This window comes from Nocardia heshunensis, assembly GCF_054782115.1.
This window is the reverse complement of record NZ_BAAGTC010000004.1, coordinates 303565-317864: the sequence shown is the minus strand read 5'-3', so window position 1 is coordinate 317864 and position 14300 is coordinate 303565. Positions and strand designations below refer to the sequence as shown.

15 protein-coding genes are annotated in these 14300 nt (G+C 68.4%); 8 read left to right on the top strand and 7 right to left on the bottom strand.

Annotated elements, in window-relative coordinates; genetic code table 11:
- Positions 1 to 69: 69 nt before the first annotated feature.
- The gene (locus tag ACYVN4_RS14080; protein WP_460721095.1) at positions 70 to 1377 is read right to left on the bottom strand and encodes an ABC transporter substrate-binding protein; all 1308 of its coding nucleotides are present in this window, start codon (positions 1375 to 1377) and stop codon (positions 70 to 72) included.
- A 149-nt stretch (positions 1378 to 1526) separates the two neighbouring features.
- Between ACYVN4_RS14080 and ACYVN4_RS14075 the strand changes: the two genes are divergently transcribed.
- Positions 1527 to 2369 (top strand): DUF2786 domain-containing protein, encoded by an 843-nt coding sequence (locus ACYVN4_RS14075; protein WP_460721093.1) that lies wholly within the window; start codon positions 1527 to 1529, stop codon positions 2367 to 2369.
- An 11-nt stretch (positions 2370 to 2380) separates the two neighbouring features.
- Positions 2381 to 2893, top strand: coding sequence for a TIGR04338 family metallohydrolase (locus tag ACYVN4_RS14070; RefSeq protein WP_460721091.1), 513 nt, complete (start codon positions 2381 to 2383; stop codon positions 2891 to 2893).
- 6 nt (positions 2894 to 2899) lie between these two features.
- Here ACYVN4_RS14070 and ACYVN4_RS14065 read toward each other — a convergent pair whose 3' ends face one another.
- A complete protein-coding gene (locus tag ACYVN4_RS14065; protein ID WP_460721089.1) occupies positions 2900 to 3880 on the bottom strand; it encodes an o-succinylbenzoate synthase in 981 nt (326 codons plus the stop codon).
- Between the two features lie 119 nt (positions 3881 to 3999).
- Here ACYVN4_RS14065 and ACYVN4_RS14060 point away from each other — a divergent pair, with 119 nt between their 5' ends.
- On the top strand, positions 4000 to 5211 hold the full coding sequence (locus ACYVN4_RS14060) for a hypothetical protein (protein ID WP_460721087.1): 1212 nt from the start codon (positions 4000 to 4002) through the stop codon (positions 5209 to 5211).
- 16 nt (positions 5212 to 5227) lie between these two features.
- The gene (locus ACYVN4_RS14055) at positions 5228 to 5575 is read left to right on the top strand and encodes a hypothetical protein (RefSeq protein WP_460721085.1); all 348 of its coding nucleotides are present in this window, start codon (positions 5228 to 5230) and stop codon (positions 5573 to 5575) included.
- Here ACYVN4_RS14055 and ACYVN4_RS14050 read toward each other — a convergent pair.
- The 3 genes from ACYVN4_RS14050 to ACYVN4_RS14040 all read right to left on the bottom strand — a co-directional run bounded on the left by ACYVN4_RS14050 (position 5531) and on the right by ACYVN4_RS14040 (position 8362).
- Positions 5531 to 6391, bottom strand: coding sequence for a Rossmann-fold NAD(P)-binding domain-containing protein (locus tag ACYVN4_RS14050; RefSeq protein WP_460721083.1), 861 nt, complete (start codon positions 6389 to 6391; stop codon positions 5531 to 5533). The genes ACYVN4_RS14055 and ACYVN4_RS14050 overlap by 45 nt on opposite strands.
- Positions 6392 to 6445: 54 nt before the next feature.
- The gene (locus tag ACYVN4_RS14045) at positions 6446 to 7084 is read right to left on the bottom strand and encodes a Uma2 family endonuclease (RefSeq protein WP_460721081.1); all 639 of its coding nucleotides are present in this window, start codon (positions 7082 to 7084) and stop codon (positions 6446 to 6448) included.
- A gap of 108 nt (positions 7085 to 7192) precedes the next feature.
- A complete protein-coding gene (locus tag ACYVN4_RS14040) occupies positions 7193 to 8362 on the bottom strand; it encodes a thiolase family protein (RefSeq protein ID WP_460721079.1) in 1170 nt (389 codons plus the stop codon).
- A gap of 93 nt (positions 8363 to 8455) precedes the next feature.
- Between ACYVN4_RS14040 and ACYVN4_RS14035 the strand changes: the two genes are divergently transcribed.
- On the top strand, positions 8456 to 8956 hold the full coding sequence (locus ACYVN4_RS14035; protein ID WP_460721077.1) for a winged helix-turn-helix transcriptional regulator: 501 nt from the start codon (positions 8456 to 8458) through the stop codon (positions 8954 to 8956).
- A 10-nt stretch (positions 8957 to 8966) separates the two neighbouring features.
- Here ACYVN4_RS14035 and ACYVN4_RS14030 read toward each other — a convergent pair whose 3' ends face one another.
- A complete protein-coding gene (locus ACYVN4_RS14030; RefSeq protein WP_460721075.1) occupies positions 8967 to 10037 on the bottom strand; it encodes an ABC transporter ATP-binding protein in 1071 nt (356 codons plus the stop codon).
- A gap of 118 nt (positions 10038 to 10155) precedes the next feature.
- Between ACYVN4_RS14030 and ACYVN4_RS14025 the strand changes: the two genes are divergently transcribed.
- The 3 genes from ACYVN4_RS14025 to ACYVN4_RS14015 are packed head-to-tail and all read left to right on the top strand — an operon-like array spanning position 10156 to position 13532.
- Positions 10156 to 10938: an LLM class F420-dependent oxidoreductase gene (locus ACYVN4_RS14025; protein WP_460721073.1), complete on the top strand. Its 783-nt coding sequence runs from the start codon at positions 10156 to 10158 to the stop codon at positions 10936 to 10938.
- A 45-nt stretch (positions 10939 to 10983) separates the two neighbouring features.
- Positions 10984 to 12810, top strand: coding sequence for an ABC transporter substrate-binding protein/permease (locus ACYVN4_RS14020; protein WP_460721071.1), 1827 nt, complete (start codon positions 10984 to 10986; stop codon positions 12808 to 12810).
- Positions 12807 to 13532 carry an amino acid ABC transporter ATP-binding protein gene (locus ACYVN4_RS14015; RefSeq protein ID WP_460721069.1) on the top strand — a complete coding sequence of 242 codons (726 nt, stop codon included), beginning with the start codon at positions 12807 to 12809 and terminating at the stop codon, positions 13530 to 13532. Before ACYVN4_RS14020 ends, ACYVN4_RS14015 begins: the two co-directional genes overlap by 4 nt.
- Here the strand turns inward: ACYVN4_RS14015 and ACYVN4_RS14010 are convergent.
- Positions 13529 to 14281 carry a glycoside hydrolase family 25 protein gene (locus ACYVN4_RS14010; protein WP_460721067.1) on the bottom strand — a complete coding sequence of 251 codons (753 nt, stop codon included), beginning with the start codon at positions 14279 to 14281 and terminating at the stop codon, positions 13529 to 13531. The two genes, ACYVN4_RS14015 and ACYVN4_RS14010, sit on opposite strands and share 4 nt — an antisense overlap.
- Positions 14282 to 14300 lie beyond the last annotated feature (19 nt).

The window sequence follows — 14300 nt, the reverse complement described above, 5'->3', positions numbered from 1 at the left end:
ACGTGACACCTTTGACTCTTCTCCTACGGGACTGCGCCCATGATCGGGTACTGGGATTCCCGGTACACCTTACGATCCGGCGGTCTCGATGCCCTTCTGCATTCCGACAATCGCGTCGTCGACGGACTTGCTGCCCTGCAGCGCCGCGAAGGCGTTCTCCTGGATGGCCTTCGAGACCGCCGGGTAGAACGGGGTCACCGGCCGCGGCACGGCCGAGGCGATGGAGTCCTTGAGCGCGGGCAGGTACGGCATCTTGGCGATCAGGGCCGGGTCGTCGTAGACCGAGGCGCGCACCGACGGCAGGCCGCCCTGGGCCACGATGTGCTGGGCGTCCTCGCTGATCAGGTAGCGCAGGAAGTCCAGCGCGGTGGCCTTGTTCTTGGAGAAGGCGCTGATCGCGGCGTTGTAGCCACCGAGGGTGGAGGCGCCGATGCCGTCCTTGCCGGGCAGCGGGGCGACCCCGAACTTGTCCTTCACCGCGGAGGCGTCCGAGCCGGCGTCACCGAAGGAGGACGGCCAGCCGCGCATGAACATGAGATTGCCGCTGGTGAAGGCGTTCTGGGACTCCGGCTCCTTGAAGGAGAGGGCTTCCTTGGGCATGTCGTCGTTCTTGTACGCGTCGACCAGGGTCTGCAGGCCCTGCTTGGCCTGCGGGGTGTTCACGGTCGGGGTCTTGCCGTCGGGGCCCACGAAGCTGCCGCCGAAGGCGTTGATGACCTCGGCCGCATTCACGGTCAGACCCTCGTAGGGCGCCAACTGGCCTGCGTAGCAACCGATCTTGGCTTCCTTGGCCTTCGGGCACATGGAGATCATCTCGGCCCAGGTCTTGGGCGGCTCCGGCGCCAGGTCCTTGCGGTAGAACAGCAGGCCGCCGTTGGTGTTGCGCGGCGCGGCGTAGAGGGTGCCGTTGTAGGTGGCCGAGGCGACCGGCGGCGACAGCAGCGTCGAGGTGTCGATGGCGAAGGAGTCCTTCAGCGGCTGGATCCAGCCCTTGGCCGCGAACTCCGCGGTCCACGGCACGTCCAGGGCGACCACGTCGTAGTCCGACGCCTTGGCCTGCATGTGCTGCTTGAGGTCGTCGTACTGCTGGTTGGCGTCGCTGGACTGCTCCTTGAACGTCACCTTCTCGTCCGGGTGCGAGGTGTTCCAGCGGTCGATGAGCTGCTTGACCGCACCGGTCTCGGTGGTGTCCTTGCCCTCGACGTAGGTGATCGGGCCACGCCCGGTGAGGTTCTCGCCGATGGCGTTGGAGCCGCCGCTACTGCTGCTGGAGCAGCCGCTGGCGAGCGCCGCCGTCAGCAAGGCCGCCGAGGTCACGGCCACAGCGGCCCGTGGCACCAGCGTCGATCGTAGGGACGACACCTTCTTCAAAGCCATCGTGAATACTCCAGGGTCGAGACGTGAGCGGCAGCACACCCAGCCGGTTGCACAAGGGAAGATACAGGGTGGAGGTTCCCGGTGCCGGTACTACCTCGTCGTTCGGACGCTGACCACGATGATCTTCGCGGGCGTTAAGCTGGTCCGCGATGTCTTCACAGGACAAGATGCTCACCCGGATCGGGGGACTGCTGCGGCAGGCCGAATCGACCGACAACGAGCATGAAGCCGAGGCCTTTCTGGCTGCCGCGCAGCGCCTGGCGACCGGTTCGTCGGTGGATCTGGCGGTGGCGCGGGCGCATATCGCGAACCGGGAGCGGCGGCCGGTGCCGACGCAGCGGGTGATCCCGATCGGCGAGGCGGGCAAGCGCGGGCTACGCACCTATGTGCAGCTGTTCGTGGCCATCGCCGCCGCCAATGATGTGCGCTGCGATGTGGCCAGGTCCTCGACGACCGTGTACGCCTACGGTTTCGACACCGATATCGACACCTGCGAGGCGCTCTACACGAGTCTGCTGATCCAGATGGTGCGGGCGTCGGACCAGTACATCAAGTCGGGCAGCTATCGGTCGGCGACCACCGAGAAGATCGTGGTCGAACGCCGGTACGGCCGCCAGGTGCAGCGGCCCGTGCAGGTGCCGGTCGCGGGGGTGACGGCCCGGCTGAACTTCCAGATGGCCTTCGCCGCGCGGATCGGCCGTCGCCTGGCCGAGGTGAAGGCGGATGTCGAGACCGCGGCCGTGCGGGCCGACGCGGCCGAATCCGCGCCCACCGGAACGGCACTGGCGTTGCGCAACAAGGAGCTCGAGCTCACCGACTTCTACTCCCGCACCTCCGAGGCGCGAGGCACCTGGCGGGGGCCGGCGGCCTCGGCCGGATACTCGGCGGCCGCGCGACGCGCCGGTGACCGGGCGGGCAAGGCGGCCCGGCTGGGCAACGCAACGGAACTCGGCGGAGCGCGCGGGCAGCTGCCGCGCGGCGCGGGCGAATAGCGGTCGCGCGCATGGCGGTGCGGGACGCGCAGCGCTCCCAGGTGTACGACGCCGAGGGGCTGGTGCGCGGAATGTTCGACCGCGCCGACGAATTCGGGCTGCGCACGGTCGAGCTGCACGGGTCGAACATCACGCTGCCGATCGAGCGGCGCTTCGCATCGGTGGAATCGGTGCAGGCGTACGCGGATCGGGTGCTGGCACTGAACTGGGTTCGCGCCCAATGGGATCGATCGACCGCGCCTGTGGTCGTGCGGGCACGGGCGGGGGCCAAGGCGGCCCACTACGAATCCGCCGGTGCGGTGCTGGCCGTGCCGCTGCACGGCAGCGGAACCGCCTGGGCGTTGCGCGAATTGGTGATTCTGCATGAGTTGGCGCATCACCTGGACCCGGATCTCGCCGAGACCGCCGCGCACGGACCCGAATTCTGCGCCCGCTACCTCGAACTGCTGGACGGGATCATCGGGCCGGAGGCGGCGCTGCTGATGCGCACCACCATGTACTCGTGCGGGGTGCGGATCGCCTGAGCGCGGTCAGAGCAGTTTCGCGACGCGTGCCAGCCGTTGACGCCACCAGTCGGTGCGTTCCGGATCCGGGTGGCGATAGCGATCGAGCAGTTCCGGGTCGGGCACCGGTGCGCTGCGCGGGACCTGCAGCCAGCCGTCGACCGGGCGCAGCGGCTCGGTCACCACATCACCGGTGAGCAGCGACAACGTGTCCAGGCCGCAGGCGAAGTCGAGGTGAGGGAGCGCCGCGGCCAGTGCCACCTGGGCGGCCAGGCCGACGCTGGTCTCCAGCGCCGAGGACACCAGGCAGGGCAGTCCCGCCGCCTCCGCGACCTCGAGCGCCCGCCGGACCCCGCCCAGCGGAGTGCATTTCAGCACGGCCACATCGGCCGCCCCGGCCACCGCCACCCGCAGCGGATCCTCGGCGCGGCGAATGGATTCGTCCGCGGCGATGCGCACGCTCACCCGCTTGCGGACCGCGGCGAGTTCCGCCACGGTCCGGCAAGGCTGCTCGACATATTCCAAACCGCCTGCGGCCCGATCGATTCGGCGGATGTGCTCGACGGCGGTGTCCACCTCCCACACCGCGTTCGCGTCGACCCGCACCGCGCCGTCCGGTCCTAGCGCCTCCCGCACGGCGGCGACCCGATCCAGGTCCTCGGCCAGCGAATCCGGATGATCGGCCACCTTCACCTTGGCCGTGCGGCACCCGGAGGCGGCGACGATCTCCCGGGCCCGCTCCGGTCCGACGGCGGGCACGATGCAGTTCACCGGCACCCGATCCCGCACCGGCGCAGGCCATCCCGCGTTCGCCTGCTCCACGGCCGTGGCCAGCCACGCGGCGGCCTCGCGGTCGTCGTATTCGGGGAAGGCGCAGAATTCGCCCCAGCCGTGCGGCCCGGGAATCAGCATGCCCTCGCGCACGGTGATCCCTCGGAACCGGGTTCGCATCGGAATCGCGTAGACCACCGCCGACTCGAAATCCACCGCACCGCCGCCATCGCTCACCTCCCGCACCCTACCCAGCGCCCCCGGAGGTATCGGGTGGCGGTGCGGGCGTGCGCGGGTCACAATCCGAAGGAAGCCGATTCCGGCTCCAGACCTGCGCCTTGGGGGAGAACGCACACATGAACCGGCCCAATGAGCCCCGTCGTCCCGGACCGGACGGTCCGCCTCCCTCGCCTCCGGGCTTCCAGCCCGGACCGCCCCGGGGGCCCGAGGCCGACGGCGGGCACTCCGCACCGCCCGGCGGACGAGCGGGTGCGCGGCCCGGTGACGCGGGTTCGGCGGCGGGGCAGGGCAATCCGAATATGCCGGGTCCGCGCGCCGCGGGGCCGCAGCGCAATCCGGCGGGTCCGCGGCAGCCGGGAGGTCCCACCTCGCAACGCCCGCCGGGCGCGCCACGGCCCGAGGATCTGGCCGGTGCGGCAGGCCCGACGCTGCCCGGGCCGGGCCGCCAGGCTCCGCCGCCGCCTCCCGCGCCGCCGTCGGGCGCGCGTCCACCGGGTGAGGCGCTCGATCCGGCCGGGCCCACCCTCCCCAAGGGCGGCAACCGAACCCCGCCCGCGCCGGTTCCGCCGTCGCCGCCCGGTGGCCGCCTCGACGCCCGGGGCGCGGACCAGGCCCGGGGCCGGAGGCAAGCGCCGCCGTCCGCGCCGCCCCGACCGCTGGGCAATGCCGGTGGTGCGGCTGGTTCCGGTGGACCGGCAGGCCCGCCTCGTGGGGGATGGCAGCCCGCGGAGAGTGGTGCCGGGAACCAGCCCTACGGCGCCGGGCCGGGCCATCCGGACACCGGCTCGAATTACCCACCGGTCGTGGAGGTCTCGCCGGATGTCTGGGCTCCGGCCGGTGCGTCGTTCCCGCAGGACGCGGTCGGATCCGGGCAGTCCTTCGGCGAGAACGATCTGACCATGCCGTCGAAGCTGCCGCCCGCGGAGGCGGCCGCGGCGGCACTGCCCACGGCGGGCTCCGAGCGTAAACCGGTGCGCGGCAAGGACGTGCTGGTGGCGTCGCTGCTGTGCCTGGTCGGTGTGGCGGTGTCGTTCGGGTGGGCCTACGACCTCTTCTCCAAGCTCTCCGATCTGGTCCACAATCGCTGCACGGTGCAGTTGGGGCCGCCGGCCGCGAAGTGTGTGCTGATCCGCCCGCCTGCCTCGGCGCTGTGGGGCCTGCTGATCGGTGGCGGCGCGACGTTCCTGGTGCTGATCGTGGCGATCATCCTGACCTCGGTGGCGGCCATGACCGGCCGCCGGGCCTGGCTGTGGCCCGCCATCGCCCTGCCGATCATCGCCCTCGCGGGCGGAGCCGGGCACATCCTGGTGGCCACCGCCATCAACTGACCGGCATGCTGGAGGGGTGGCCGGATGGCGGCGGCCGCCGATCACGGCCGCGGATTTCGTTGCCACCGTGGTGATCTATCTCGGAGCCTGTGCTTCGGCCTGGACGGTGGCGGGCTTGGTGCCGGACTACCGCGGGCTGTTCCCGGCCACGGCCGACACCCGCTACCTCCCGCTGGCGGACGCGGTGGCCTGGCTGGGGATCGCACTGACCATGCTGCTGGTGCTGCTGTGGACAATTCGCGCGATAGCCCTGCGCCAGCGGGCATGGACCACCGCACTGGTCGCCTTCCCGCTACTGGTGGAGGCCTGGGGCCTCGGCTTACTGACCGCGATCGTCGCCGTGAGCGTGCTGCCAGCGCAGTGAATCCACCGCCCGGGCCGGGTTGGTGAGGGGTGGGTTGACCGCTTGGTAGGCAAGGGCATTCAGGTCCGGAGCCCGGGTCAGCAGCGCGCCGAGCCGGTGAGCGACGGCACGGAACTTCGCGGGAACGGATCGGGTGGCCAGCGGACTCGATCGGGCATAGCGCCGCACGATGTCGTCGAACGGTTCGGGTGGCGTGCCGCCGACCTCGAGCACGGCATCGGTGGGTGCGCCGATCCCGAAGGCGTCATCGCGGTAGTCCTGCAGGAACCAGTACAGCTGCCCGATGACGAAGTCCGAGAAGCCCAGGGACTTCGCGACTTTGAGGAACAGCGGCAGGGGAGTGTCGCGGTATTCGACCTTCCGCTCGAGCGCACGGCCGAAGGCGTCGGCGATCTCGCCGGGGTCCAGTAGGCGGGGGCCGGTGGGCCGGTAGGTCTTGCCGAGGTGCGGTCCGGGATCGATGAGCGCACCGGTGATCACCGCCGCGATGTCCTCGGTGGCGGGCGGAGCATTGCGACCCTCGCCCAGCGGCATGGCAAGGATCCCGAATTGGGCGGCCGCTTCCAGCGCGGCCAGGTAGTTGTCGGCGAACCACCCCGGATTCACCGTCACCAGCCCGATCTCCGACATCGATTGCAGGACTTGGCTACTCAGCCACTTCTCCCGCGCATGCACCGCCGGGTGCAGCGGATCCGCCACCCACTGGCTCAAGGCCACCACGACCTCCAGCCGGGCCTGCTGAGCGGCGGTGGCGAAAAGGGTTGCCCGGCGCAGAGTTCCGGGTTCCAGCGGCGGGCAGAAGTAGGCGCGTCGCACGCCGCTCAGCGCTGCTCGGCCTGCTGACTGCCGTGGTTGCGTTCAGCAACGAGATCAATCGAGACCTTCGTCGAGCTCTTCCCAGGTCAGCCGAACCTCGAAGGGGGCCAACGTCTCGATCGCGGCGCTGGCGTGCTCACCGCGGGTCCGGTGTCCATTGGACACATACTGTCCCGCGGAGTCGAGTACGAGCATCTCGATGGATATCGCCGGGCCGTCGTCGTTCGCCATGCGGACGATCCAGTAGTGCTGGATGCCATAGCGTGCATATTCGGCCCGCTTGTCGATGGTGTCGGTGGTAATCGTGCTGGGCGACACCACTTCTACGATCAGGATCGTGTCGGCGATGGTGGGTTTGGTTTTCCAGCGGGGCCGGGACTGTTCAATGCACCGGTAGACAATCGCGTCGGGCCGTTTGTAATGGAACGGGACCTCGGAGACCAGCATGTCGACATCATGATTCACCCGCAGACAGGGTTGCCGATCCGTTCGCCGTGCTTCGCCCTCGGCGAGTGCCCGCCGGAGGTTGTAGGAGATGACGTTGTGATTCGGCGACGGGGACTCGCAAAATACGATCATCCCGTCCTTTACCTCGACCGACCTCGACAATGCCTCCGGCAGTACCAGATAGTCGTCTATGTCGCAGGACAGAATATAGGTCTCGGGTGACAGCCAATCGAAAGCTTCCGACACGGTGGTCATCCTTCGGCTCGGGATTCCTCGCCATCGTACGTCCCGCGAACCCGGGGTTCGCGGGACAGACGTGAATTCGGCGACCGGGTCGGTGGAACGAAGGCCAGCTCAGAGGCGCTCGTAGAGGGTGGCGTTTGCGAGACCGCCTGCCTCGCACATGGTTTGCAGGCCGTAGCGGGCGCCGCGGTCGTGCATGGCGTGGACGAGGGTGGTGGCCAGGCGGGCGCCGGAGGCGCCGAGGGGGTGGCCGAGGGCGATGGCGCCGCCGTTGACGTTGACCTTGGAGAGGTCCGCGCCGGTTTCCTTTGCCCAGGCCAGGACGACCGAGGAGAACGCCTCGTTGACCTCGAACAGGTCGATGTCGGCGAGGTCGAGTCCGGAGCGCGCCAAGACCTTTCGGGTGGCGGGGATGACGGCGGTCAGCATGAGCAGGGGATCGTCGCCCGCGACGGCGAAGCTGTGCACCCGGGCCAGCGGGCGCAGGCCGAGCTGGGCGGCGCGTTCGCTGGTCATGATGAGGGTGGCGGCGCTGCCGTCGTTGATCGGGCTCGAGTTGGCGGCGGTGATGTTCCAGTTGATCTGCGGGAAGCGGGCGGCCATCTCCTCGCTGTAGAAGGCGGGGCGCAGCGCGCCGAGCGTCTCCAGCGTGCTGCCGACCCGGATGCCCTCGTCCACCGCAAGCCCGCCGTAGGGGCTGAGCTGGGCCTCGAAGGCGCCCGCCTTGGTTGCGGCGGCGGCCTTCTCGTGGCTGGAAAGGGCGAACTCGTCGAGCTGGGTGCGGCTCAGGCCCCACTTGGCGGCGATGAGTTCGGCGCTGACGCCCTGCGGCACCAGGCCCTCGGGATAGCGCTGCGCGAAGCCGACGCCCGCGATGTCCTCGGCACCGACCAGGTTGGCGCCCATGGGAACCCGGCTCATGGACTCCACGCCCGCGGCCACCACGATGTCGTACGCCCCGGCGATGACGCCCTGGGCGGCGAAGTGGATGGCCTGCTGGCTGCTGCCGCACTGGCGGTCGACCGTGGTGGCGGGCACCGATTCCGGATATCCGGCGGCCAGGGCGGCGCGGCGGGTGAGGTTGGAGCCCTGCTCGCCGACCTGGGTGACCACGCCGCCGATCACATCGTCGATCAGCGCGGGATCGATCTCGGTGCGCCGCACCACTTCCCGGAGGCTGTGCGCGAGCAGATCGGCGGGATGGGTGCCGTGCAAACCGCCGTTGGCCTTGCCCTTGCCGATCGGGGTGCGGACCGCTTCGACGATGACTGCGTCTCTCATGACGTTCCTTCCAGAGCCTCTAGCTTCATCGCTATATAGTTAGCGTAGGAGCTGGCAATAGTTAGGGCAAGTCAGGTTGGTATGATGTACGCCATGTCGGCAGTGATGGAAGGAAAGCTCAGCGACCTGGGTGCGTGGACGCCGGACGGCTGCTCGATCGCCAAGGCGATGGACATCGTCGGTACCCGCTCGGCGATTCTCATCCTGCGCGAGAGCTACTACGGGACGACCAGGTTCGACGGGTTCGCGGCACGCGTGGGGATCACCGACGCCGCCGCGTCGAGCGCGCTACGCAAACTGGTGGACGCGGGGCTGCTGGAGAAGCGACCGTACCGGGAAGAGGGCAAGCGCACGCGCAACGAATATGTCCTCACCCCAATGGGTTTGGACCTGTTGCCCGCGGTGGTCGCCCTGTGGCAGTGGGGTGACAAGTATTTGCAGGACGGCGTCGCGCCCCTGCAACGACTGGAGGATTCGACCGGCGAACCGGTCGCCGTCGAACTCCGCAGCGCCTCGGGAAACCCAGTGCCACTGGAGAATCTGCGGGTCCGGGTGAACGACGAATGGCGGCGGAAAACCCGCCGCCATTCGTGAGACTCGCGCGTCAGTTCAGGCGACGCCCGTCCTCCGGGTGGAAGAAGTAGGTGTGATCCGTGTCCGCCACCAGCGCCAGGCGGGTGCCCTTGGCGGGCGGGTTGCGCCAATCCGCCCGCGCCACAATGGTTTCCCCGTCACCGGCGGTACGGCCATAGATATAGGCGTCCGAGCCGAGCTCCTCGACCACATCAACTTCCATGGCGATACCCGCACCGTCGCCGACCGGCTCCAGGTGCTCGGGCCGGATGCCGACCACCACGTTCTCGCCGGTGGCCGCGGCCACCGAGCGCGGCAGCGGCAGCGGGCAGCCGCCCAGCGTGACCGAGCCATTGCTGACCGGCAGCGTGAACAGGTTCATGGCGGGCGAACCCATGAAGCCCGCAACGAACAGGTTGGCCGGATTGCGGTACAGGTCGCGCGGGGACGCGCACTGCTGCAACAGCCCGTCCTTGAGCACCGCCACCCGGTCGCCCATGGTCATGGCCTCGACCTGATCGTGGGTGACGTAGACGGTGGTGGTGCCGAGCCGGCGCTGCAGCTGCGCGATCTGGGTGCGGGTCTGCACACGCAGCTTGGCGTCCAGGTTGGACAGCGGCTCGTCCATCAGGAACACCTGCGGCTGCCGCACGATCGCACGACCCATGGCCACGCGCTGGCGCTGACCACCGGACAGCGCCTTGGGCTTGCGGTCCAGGTAGGGCTCCAGATCCAGCAGCTTGGCCGCCTCGAGCACCCGCTGCGCCCGCTCCTCCTTGGACACCTTGGCCATCTTCAGCGCAAAGCCCATGTTCTCCGCCACGCTCATGTGCGGGTAGAGCGCGTAGTTCTGGAACACCATCGCGATATCGCGTTCCTTGGGCTCGGCGTGCGTGACGTCCTTGTCCCCGATCAGGATTCGGCCGCCGCTCACCTCCTCCAGCCCCGCGAGCATGCGCAGCGAGGTGGATTTGCCGCAGCCGGAAGGCCCGACCAGCACCAGGAATTCGCCGTCCTCGATCTCGAGGTTCAAGGCATCCACGGCGGGCTTGTTCCCGCCGGGGTAGAGCCGGGTGGCCTTGTCGAAAGTCACCGTTGCCACGATTGAACACTTCCCTTCACCGGCAGGAACGTGCCGGACGATCCGTTGTAGAGGGTCGGCCCAGAGCGTAGCCGAGGGGCAGAATGGGGCGCAGTGTTCACCGACGGAGGAGCCCTTCATGAGCCAGCCGGTTCGTATCGGAGTTCAGTTGCAGCCCCAGCAGGCCCCCAACTACGGATTGATCCGGGATGCGGTGCGGCGATGTGAGGACGCGGGGGTCGATATCGTCTTCAACTGGGATCACTTCTATCCGCTCTACGGGGATCCCGAGGGCGCGCATTTCGAATGCTGGACCATGCTGGGCGCGATCGCCGAGCAGACCGAGCGGGTGGAGCTCGGGGCGCTGGTCACCGGCGGCGGCTACCGGAATCCGGACCTGCTGGCCGATATGGCGCGCACGGTGGACCACATCAGCAATGGGCGGCTCATCCTCGGCATCGGAGCGGGTTGGTTCCAGAAGGACTACGACCAGTACGGCTACGAATTCGGCACGGCCGGAAGCCGTTTGGCGGGACTCAAGGACGCCATGGCCCGCATCGCCGACCGCCTGGCCAAGCTGAACCCGCAGCCGGTGCGCGACATCCCGATCCTGATCGGCGGCGGTGGCGAGCGCAAGACGCTGCGGCTGGTCGCCCAGTACGCCCACATCTGGCACAGCTTCTCCGACATCGACGTGCTGCAGCGCAAGATCGGCATCCTGGGCGAGCACTGCGCCGAGGTCGGCACCGACGCCTCGGCCATCGCCAAGTCGGTGGCCTGGCCGGGCGCCGACCAGGTCGAGGCGTACGCGGCGGCGGGCGTCAGCCTGTTCACCGTAGGCGTGGGCGGACCGGACTACGACATGACCCGCATCCTCGAGGCCGTGGCCTGGCGAGATCGGCACAATCAGCAATCCGCGTGAGGGTAACTCTGGAATAGCAAGTCATCCCTATTAGGGTGATTTGCCATGGTTCCCTTGCGCCCGGGCGCGCCCCGACGCCGTCGGCCGACTCGCCTCCTGGCACTAGCGGGAGTATTGCTCGTTGGGCTGGTCGGCACCGTCACGCTCGGGGCGGGCGGGGCCGCGGCCGACAATGGCGATCTGTGCTCGCCGCCCGGCCTGGCCGCCGCCAGCGCCGCGCCGACCAATCTGGCGTCCGGACAGCGCGACGCCGGGGCGGACCGGTTCACCACCGCCACCACCGCGCCGCTGAACACCATCGATGTCGGCAAGCTGGGGTTGCTCACGGCCGGCAAGCTGAGCATCGGCACGCTGTCCGATGCGCCGCCGAGCATCTGCGTGAACTCCAAGGGCGTCTTCACCGGCTTCGACAACGAGCTGTTGAAGGCGATCGGCGCGAAACTCGGCTTGCAGGTGGAATTCACGGGCACCGAATTCTCGGGCCTGCTGGCCCAGGTCGCCAACAATCGCTTCGATGTCGGCTCCTCCAGCATCACCACCACCGATGAGCGGCGGCGGCTGGTCGACTTCACCAATGGCTACGACTTCGGGTACTTCTCGCTGGTGGTGCCGAACGGCAGTGGGATCAAGGGTTTCGCGGATCTGCACAAGGGCAATCGGATCGGTGTCGTGCAGGGCACCGTGCAGGACGAGTACGTGGTCAATGAACTGCACCTGGATCCGGTGAAGTTCCCCGACTACAACACCGCCTACGCGAACCTGAAGTCCGGCCAGATCGATGCCTGGGTCGCGCCCTCGCAGCAGGCGATCGGCGTGATCAAGGCGGGCGATCCGACCTCGATCGTGCAGAACACCTTCAGCGTCAACAACTTCACCGCATGGGCGGTGCGCAAGGGCAATCAGCCGTTGACCGACGCCCTCAATGCCGGTCTGGACGCGGTGATCGCGGACGGCACCTACCTGAAGCTGTACGAGGACTGGGTGCCGCGGCAGCCGCCACCGGGCTGGAAGCCGGGGTCGAAGGCCGTCGCCGCGCCGGACTGGCCGAACTTCACCGAGATCGCCGCCGAGCACGCCAAGGACAAGCCCGACAACAGCGGTGTCGCACCGAAATCCACGCTGGCACAGCTGAAGGACACGTTCTTCGACTGGTCGCTGTACCGCAAGGCTTTTCCCGATCTGATCAAGACGGGTCTGCCCAATACCCTGATCCTGGCGCTGGTTTCGGGTCTGCTCGGCACCGTGCTCGGCATGCTGCTGGCGGTGGCGGGTATTTCGCGGACCCGCTGGTTGCGCTGGCCCGCACGGGTTTACACCGATATCTTCCGGGGCCTGCCCGCGGTGGTGATCATCCTGATCATCGGATTGGGTGTGGGCCCGCTGGTCAAGAACATCACCGGCAACAATCCGTACTGGTTGGGCGCGATCGCGCTGGCCCTGCTGGCGTCGGCCTATATCGGTGAGATCTTCCGCTCCGGCATCCAGTCGGTGGAGGCCGGACAGCTGGAGGCGGCCCGCGCCATCGGATTCGGTTACCGGCAGGCCATGACGCTGGTGGTGATCCCGCAGGGTGTGCGCCGGGTGCTGCCCGCGCTGATGAACCAGTTCATCGCGCTGATCAAGGATTCCTCGCTCATCTACTTCCTGGGTCTGCTGGCCACCCAGCGCGAATTGTTCGCGGTGGGCCGGGATCTCAACGCGCAGACCGGAAATCTGTCGCCGCTGGTGGCGGCGGGTCTGATGTACCTGCTGCTGACCGTGCCGCTCACACACCTGGTCAACTACATCGACAAGCGCATGCGCGAAGGCCGACCACAGCCCACCGCCGAACCGATCGAACAGGCCGTCATCACCGAAGGGCGTGGAGCATGAGTGCCTCCCTGACCGGCACGGGCCTGCGCTTGACGCTGGGCCGCAACGAGATTCTGCGCGGCGTCGACGTGCATGTGGACGCGGGCAAGACCACCACGGTGATCGGCCCGTCCGGCTCCGGCAAGTCCACCCTGCTGCGGGTGCTCAACCGGCTGCACGAACCCGACGCGGGCGACATTCTGCTGGACGGCAAGTCGGTGCTGGGCGAGAACCCGGACCGGCTGCGGCAGCGCATCGGCATGGTGTTCCAGCATTTCAACCTGTTCCCGCACATGAGTGCCGCCGACAATGTGGCGCTGGGCCCGCGCAAGCTGCACGGCCTGTCCAAGGAGCAGGCGCGCACGCTGGCGGTGCAGCAGTTGGAGGCGGTCGGGCTGGCTGGGAAGGCGGATGCGCGGCCGGGCAATCTGTCCGGCGGTCAGCAGCAGCGCGTGGCCATCGCGCGGGCATTGGCGATGAAGCCGGACATCATGTTCTTCGACGAGGCCACCTCGGCCCTGGACCCCGAACTGGTGAAGGGCGTGCTGGCGCTGATGGCGGAGCTGGCGGACGGCGGCATGTCGATGGTCATCGTGACGCACGAAATGAGCTTCGCCCGTTCGGTTTCCGACCAGGTGGTCTTCATGGATCACGGTCAGGTGGTCGAAACCGGTAAGCCCGAGGCGCTTTTCGAGAATGCGGAAACCCCGCGCCTGCGCCAGTTCCTGTCCCAGGTGCTCTAACTGCTGCCGCGCCCGGATCCGCTGGCGCTGCCGCTGAAGGGGATATTGGCGAAGCCGCCGAAATCGCCCTGGGCTCCGCTGTACACGTTGAGGTCGACGCCCGCGCCGATGCCGTTGATCGCTCCGGAGTCGGTGGTCTGCCAGAAGGTCCAGGCAGGCCAGCCCCCGGGCACTTCGGGCTGGTCGTTGCCGCGGTAGTCGGCGATCCACAGCGGGTAGGACGTGAACTGGTTGGTATCGGCCATGGCCGTGCGCCAGAAGCGCGGATAGGTGTAGATGATCGGGCGGCGACCCGTCATGGCCTGCACCGTATTGAGATACCGATGGGTCCAATCGATCAGGGCGTCCGGCGGCAGTCCGCCGGAGTCCTCGAGATCCAGCACCGGCGGCAGATCCAGCAGCCCGTTCTGGCCCAGTACCAGGGCCGAGTAGAACGCGCCCTGGAGTTCGGGCGAGTCGGCCGGCCGCGCGAAATGGTATGTGCCGCGGGCGACTCCGGCCACCCGCATGGACAGGCTGTCCTGCACGAAGAACGGATTCACATAGCTGAGTCCCTCGGTGGCCTTGAGCATGGCGAACTGATATCCGGCCGCGCGCACGCCGAACCAGTTGATGCCGCTGCCGCCCGGGTGCTGATAGGAGGCCACATCGGGGCCCTCGACGTCGGCGGCGGCCACCCCGGCTGGGGTAGCCATCAGGATGCCGGTAGCTGCGACTGTGAGTACTTTCATCAGGCTTCGTCCGGTCATGCCAAAAAAGGCTAGGCCG

What these genes read in the sequence shown, in the direction of transcription:
- ACYVN4_RS14010 (WP_460721067.1), bottom strand. Translation starts at nt 14,281, where the DNA reads ATGACCGGACGAAGCCTGATGAAAGTACTCACAGTCGCAGCTACCGGC.
- ACYVN4_RS14015 (WP_460721069.1), top strand. Translation starts at nt 12,807, where the DNA reads ATGAGTGCCTCCCTGACCGGCACGGGCCTGCGCTTGACGCTGGGCCGC.
- ACYVN4_RS14070 (WP_460721091.1), top strand. Translation starts at nt 2,381, where the DNA reads ATGGCGGTGCGGGACGCGCAGCGCTCCCAGGTGTACGACGCCGAGGGG.
- ACYVN4_RS14025 (WP_460721073.1), top strand. Translation starts at nt 10,156, where the DNA reads ATGAGCCAGCCGGTTCGTATCGGAGTTCAGTTGCAGCCCCAGCAGGCC.
- ACYVN4_RS14080 (WP_460721095.1), bottom strand. Translation starts at nt 1,377, where the DNA reads ATGGCTTTGAAGAAGGTGTCGTCCCTACGATCGACGCTGGTGCCACGG.
- ACYVN4_RS14040 (WP_460721079.1), bottom strand. Translation starts at nt 8,362, where the DNA reads ATGAGAGACGCAGTCATCGTCGAAGCGGTCCGCACCCCGATCGGCAAG.
- ACYVN4_RS14035 (WP_460721077.1), top strand. Translation starts at nt 8,456, where the DNA reads ATGTCGGCAGTGATGGAAGGAAAGCTCAGCGACCTGGGTGCGTGGACG.
- ACYVN4_RS14060 (WP_460721087.1), top strand. Translation starts at nt 4,000, where the DNA reads ATGAACCGGCCCAATGAGCCCCGTCGTCCCGGACCGGACGGTCCGCCT.
- ACYVN4_RS14020 (WP_460721071.1), top strand. Translation starts at nt 10,984, where the DNA reads ATGGTTCCCTTGCGCCCGGGCGCGCCCCGACGCCGTCGGCCGACTCGC.
- ACYVN4_RS14075 (WP_460721093.1), top strand. Translation starts at nt 1,527, where the DNA reads ATGTCTTCACAGGACAAGATGCTCACCCGGATCGGGGGACTGCTGCGG.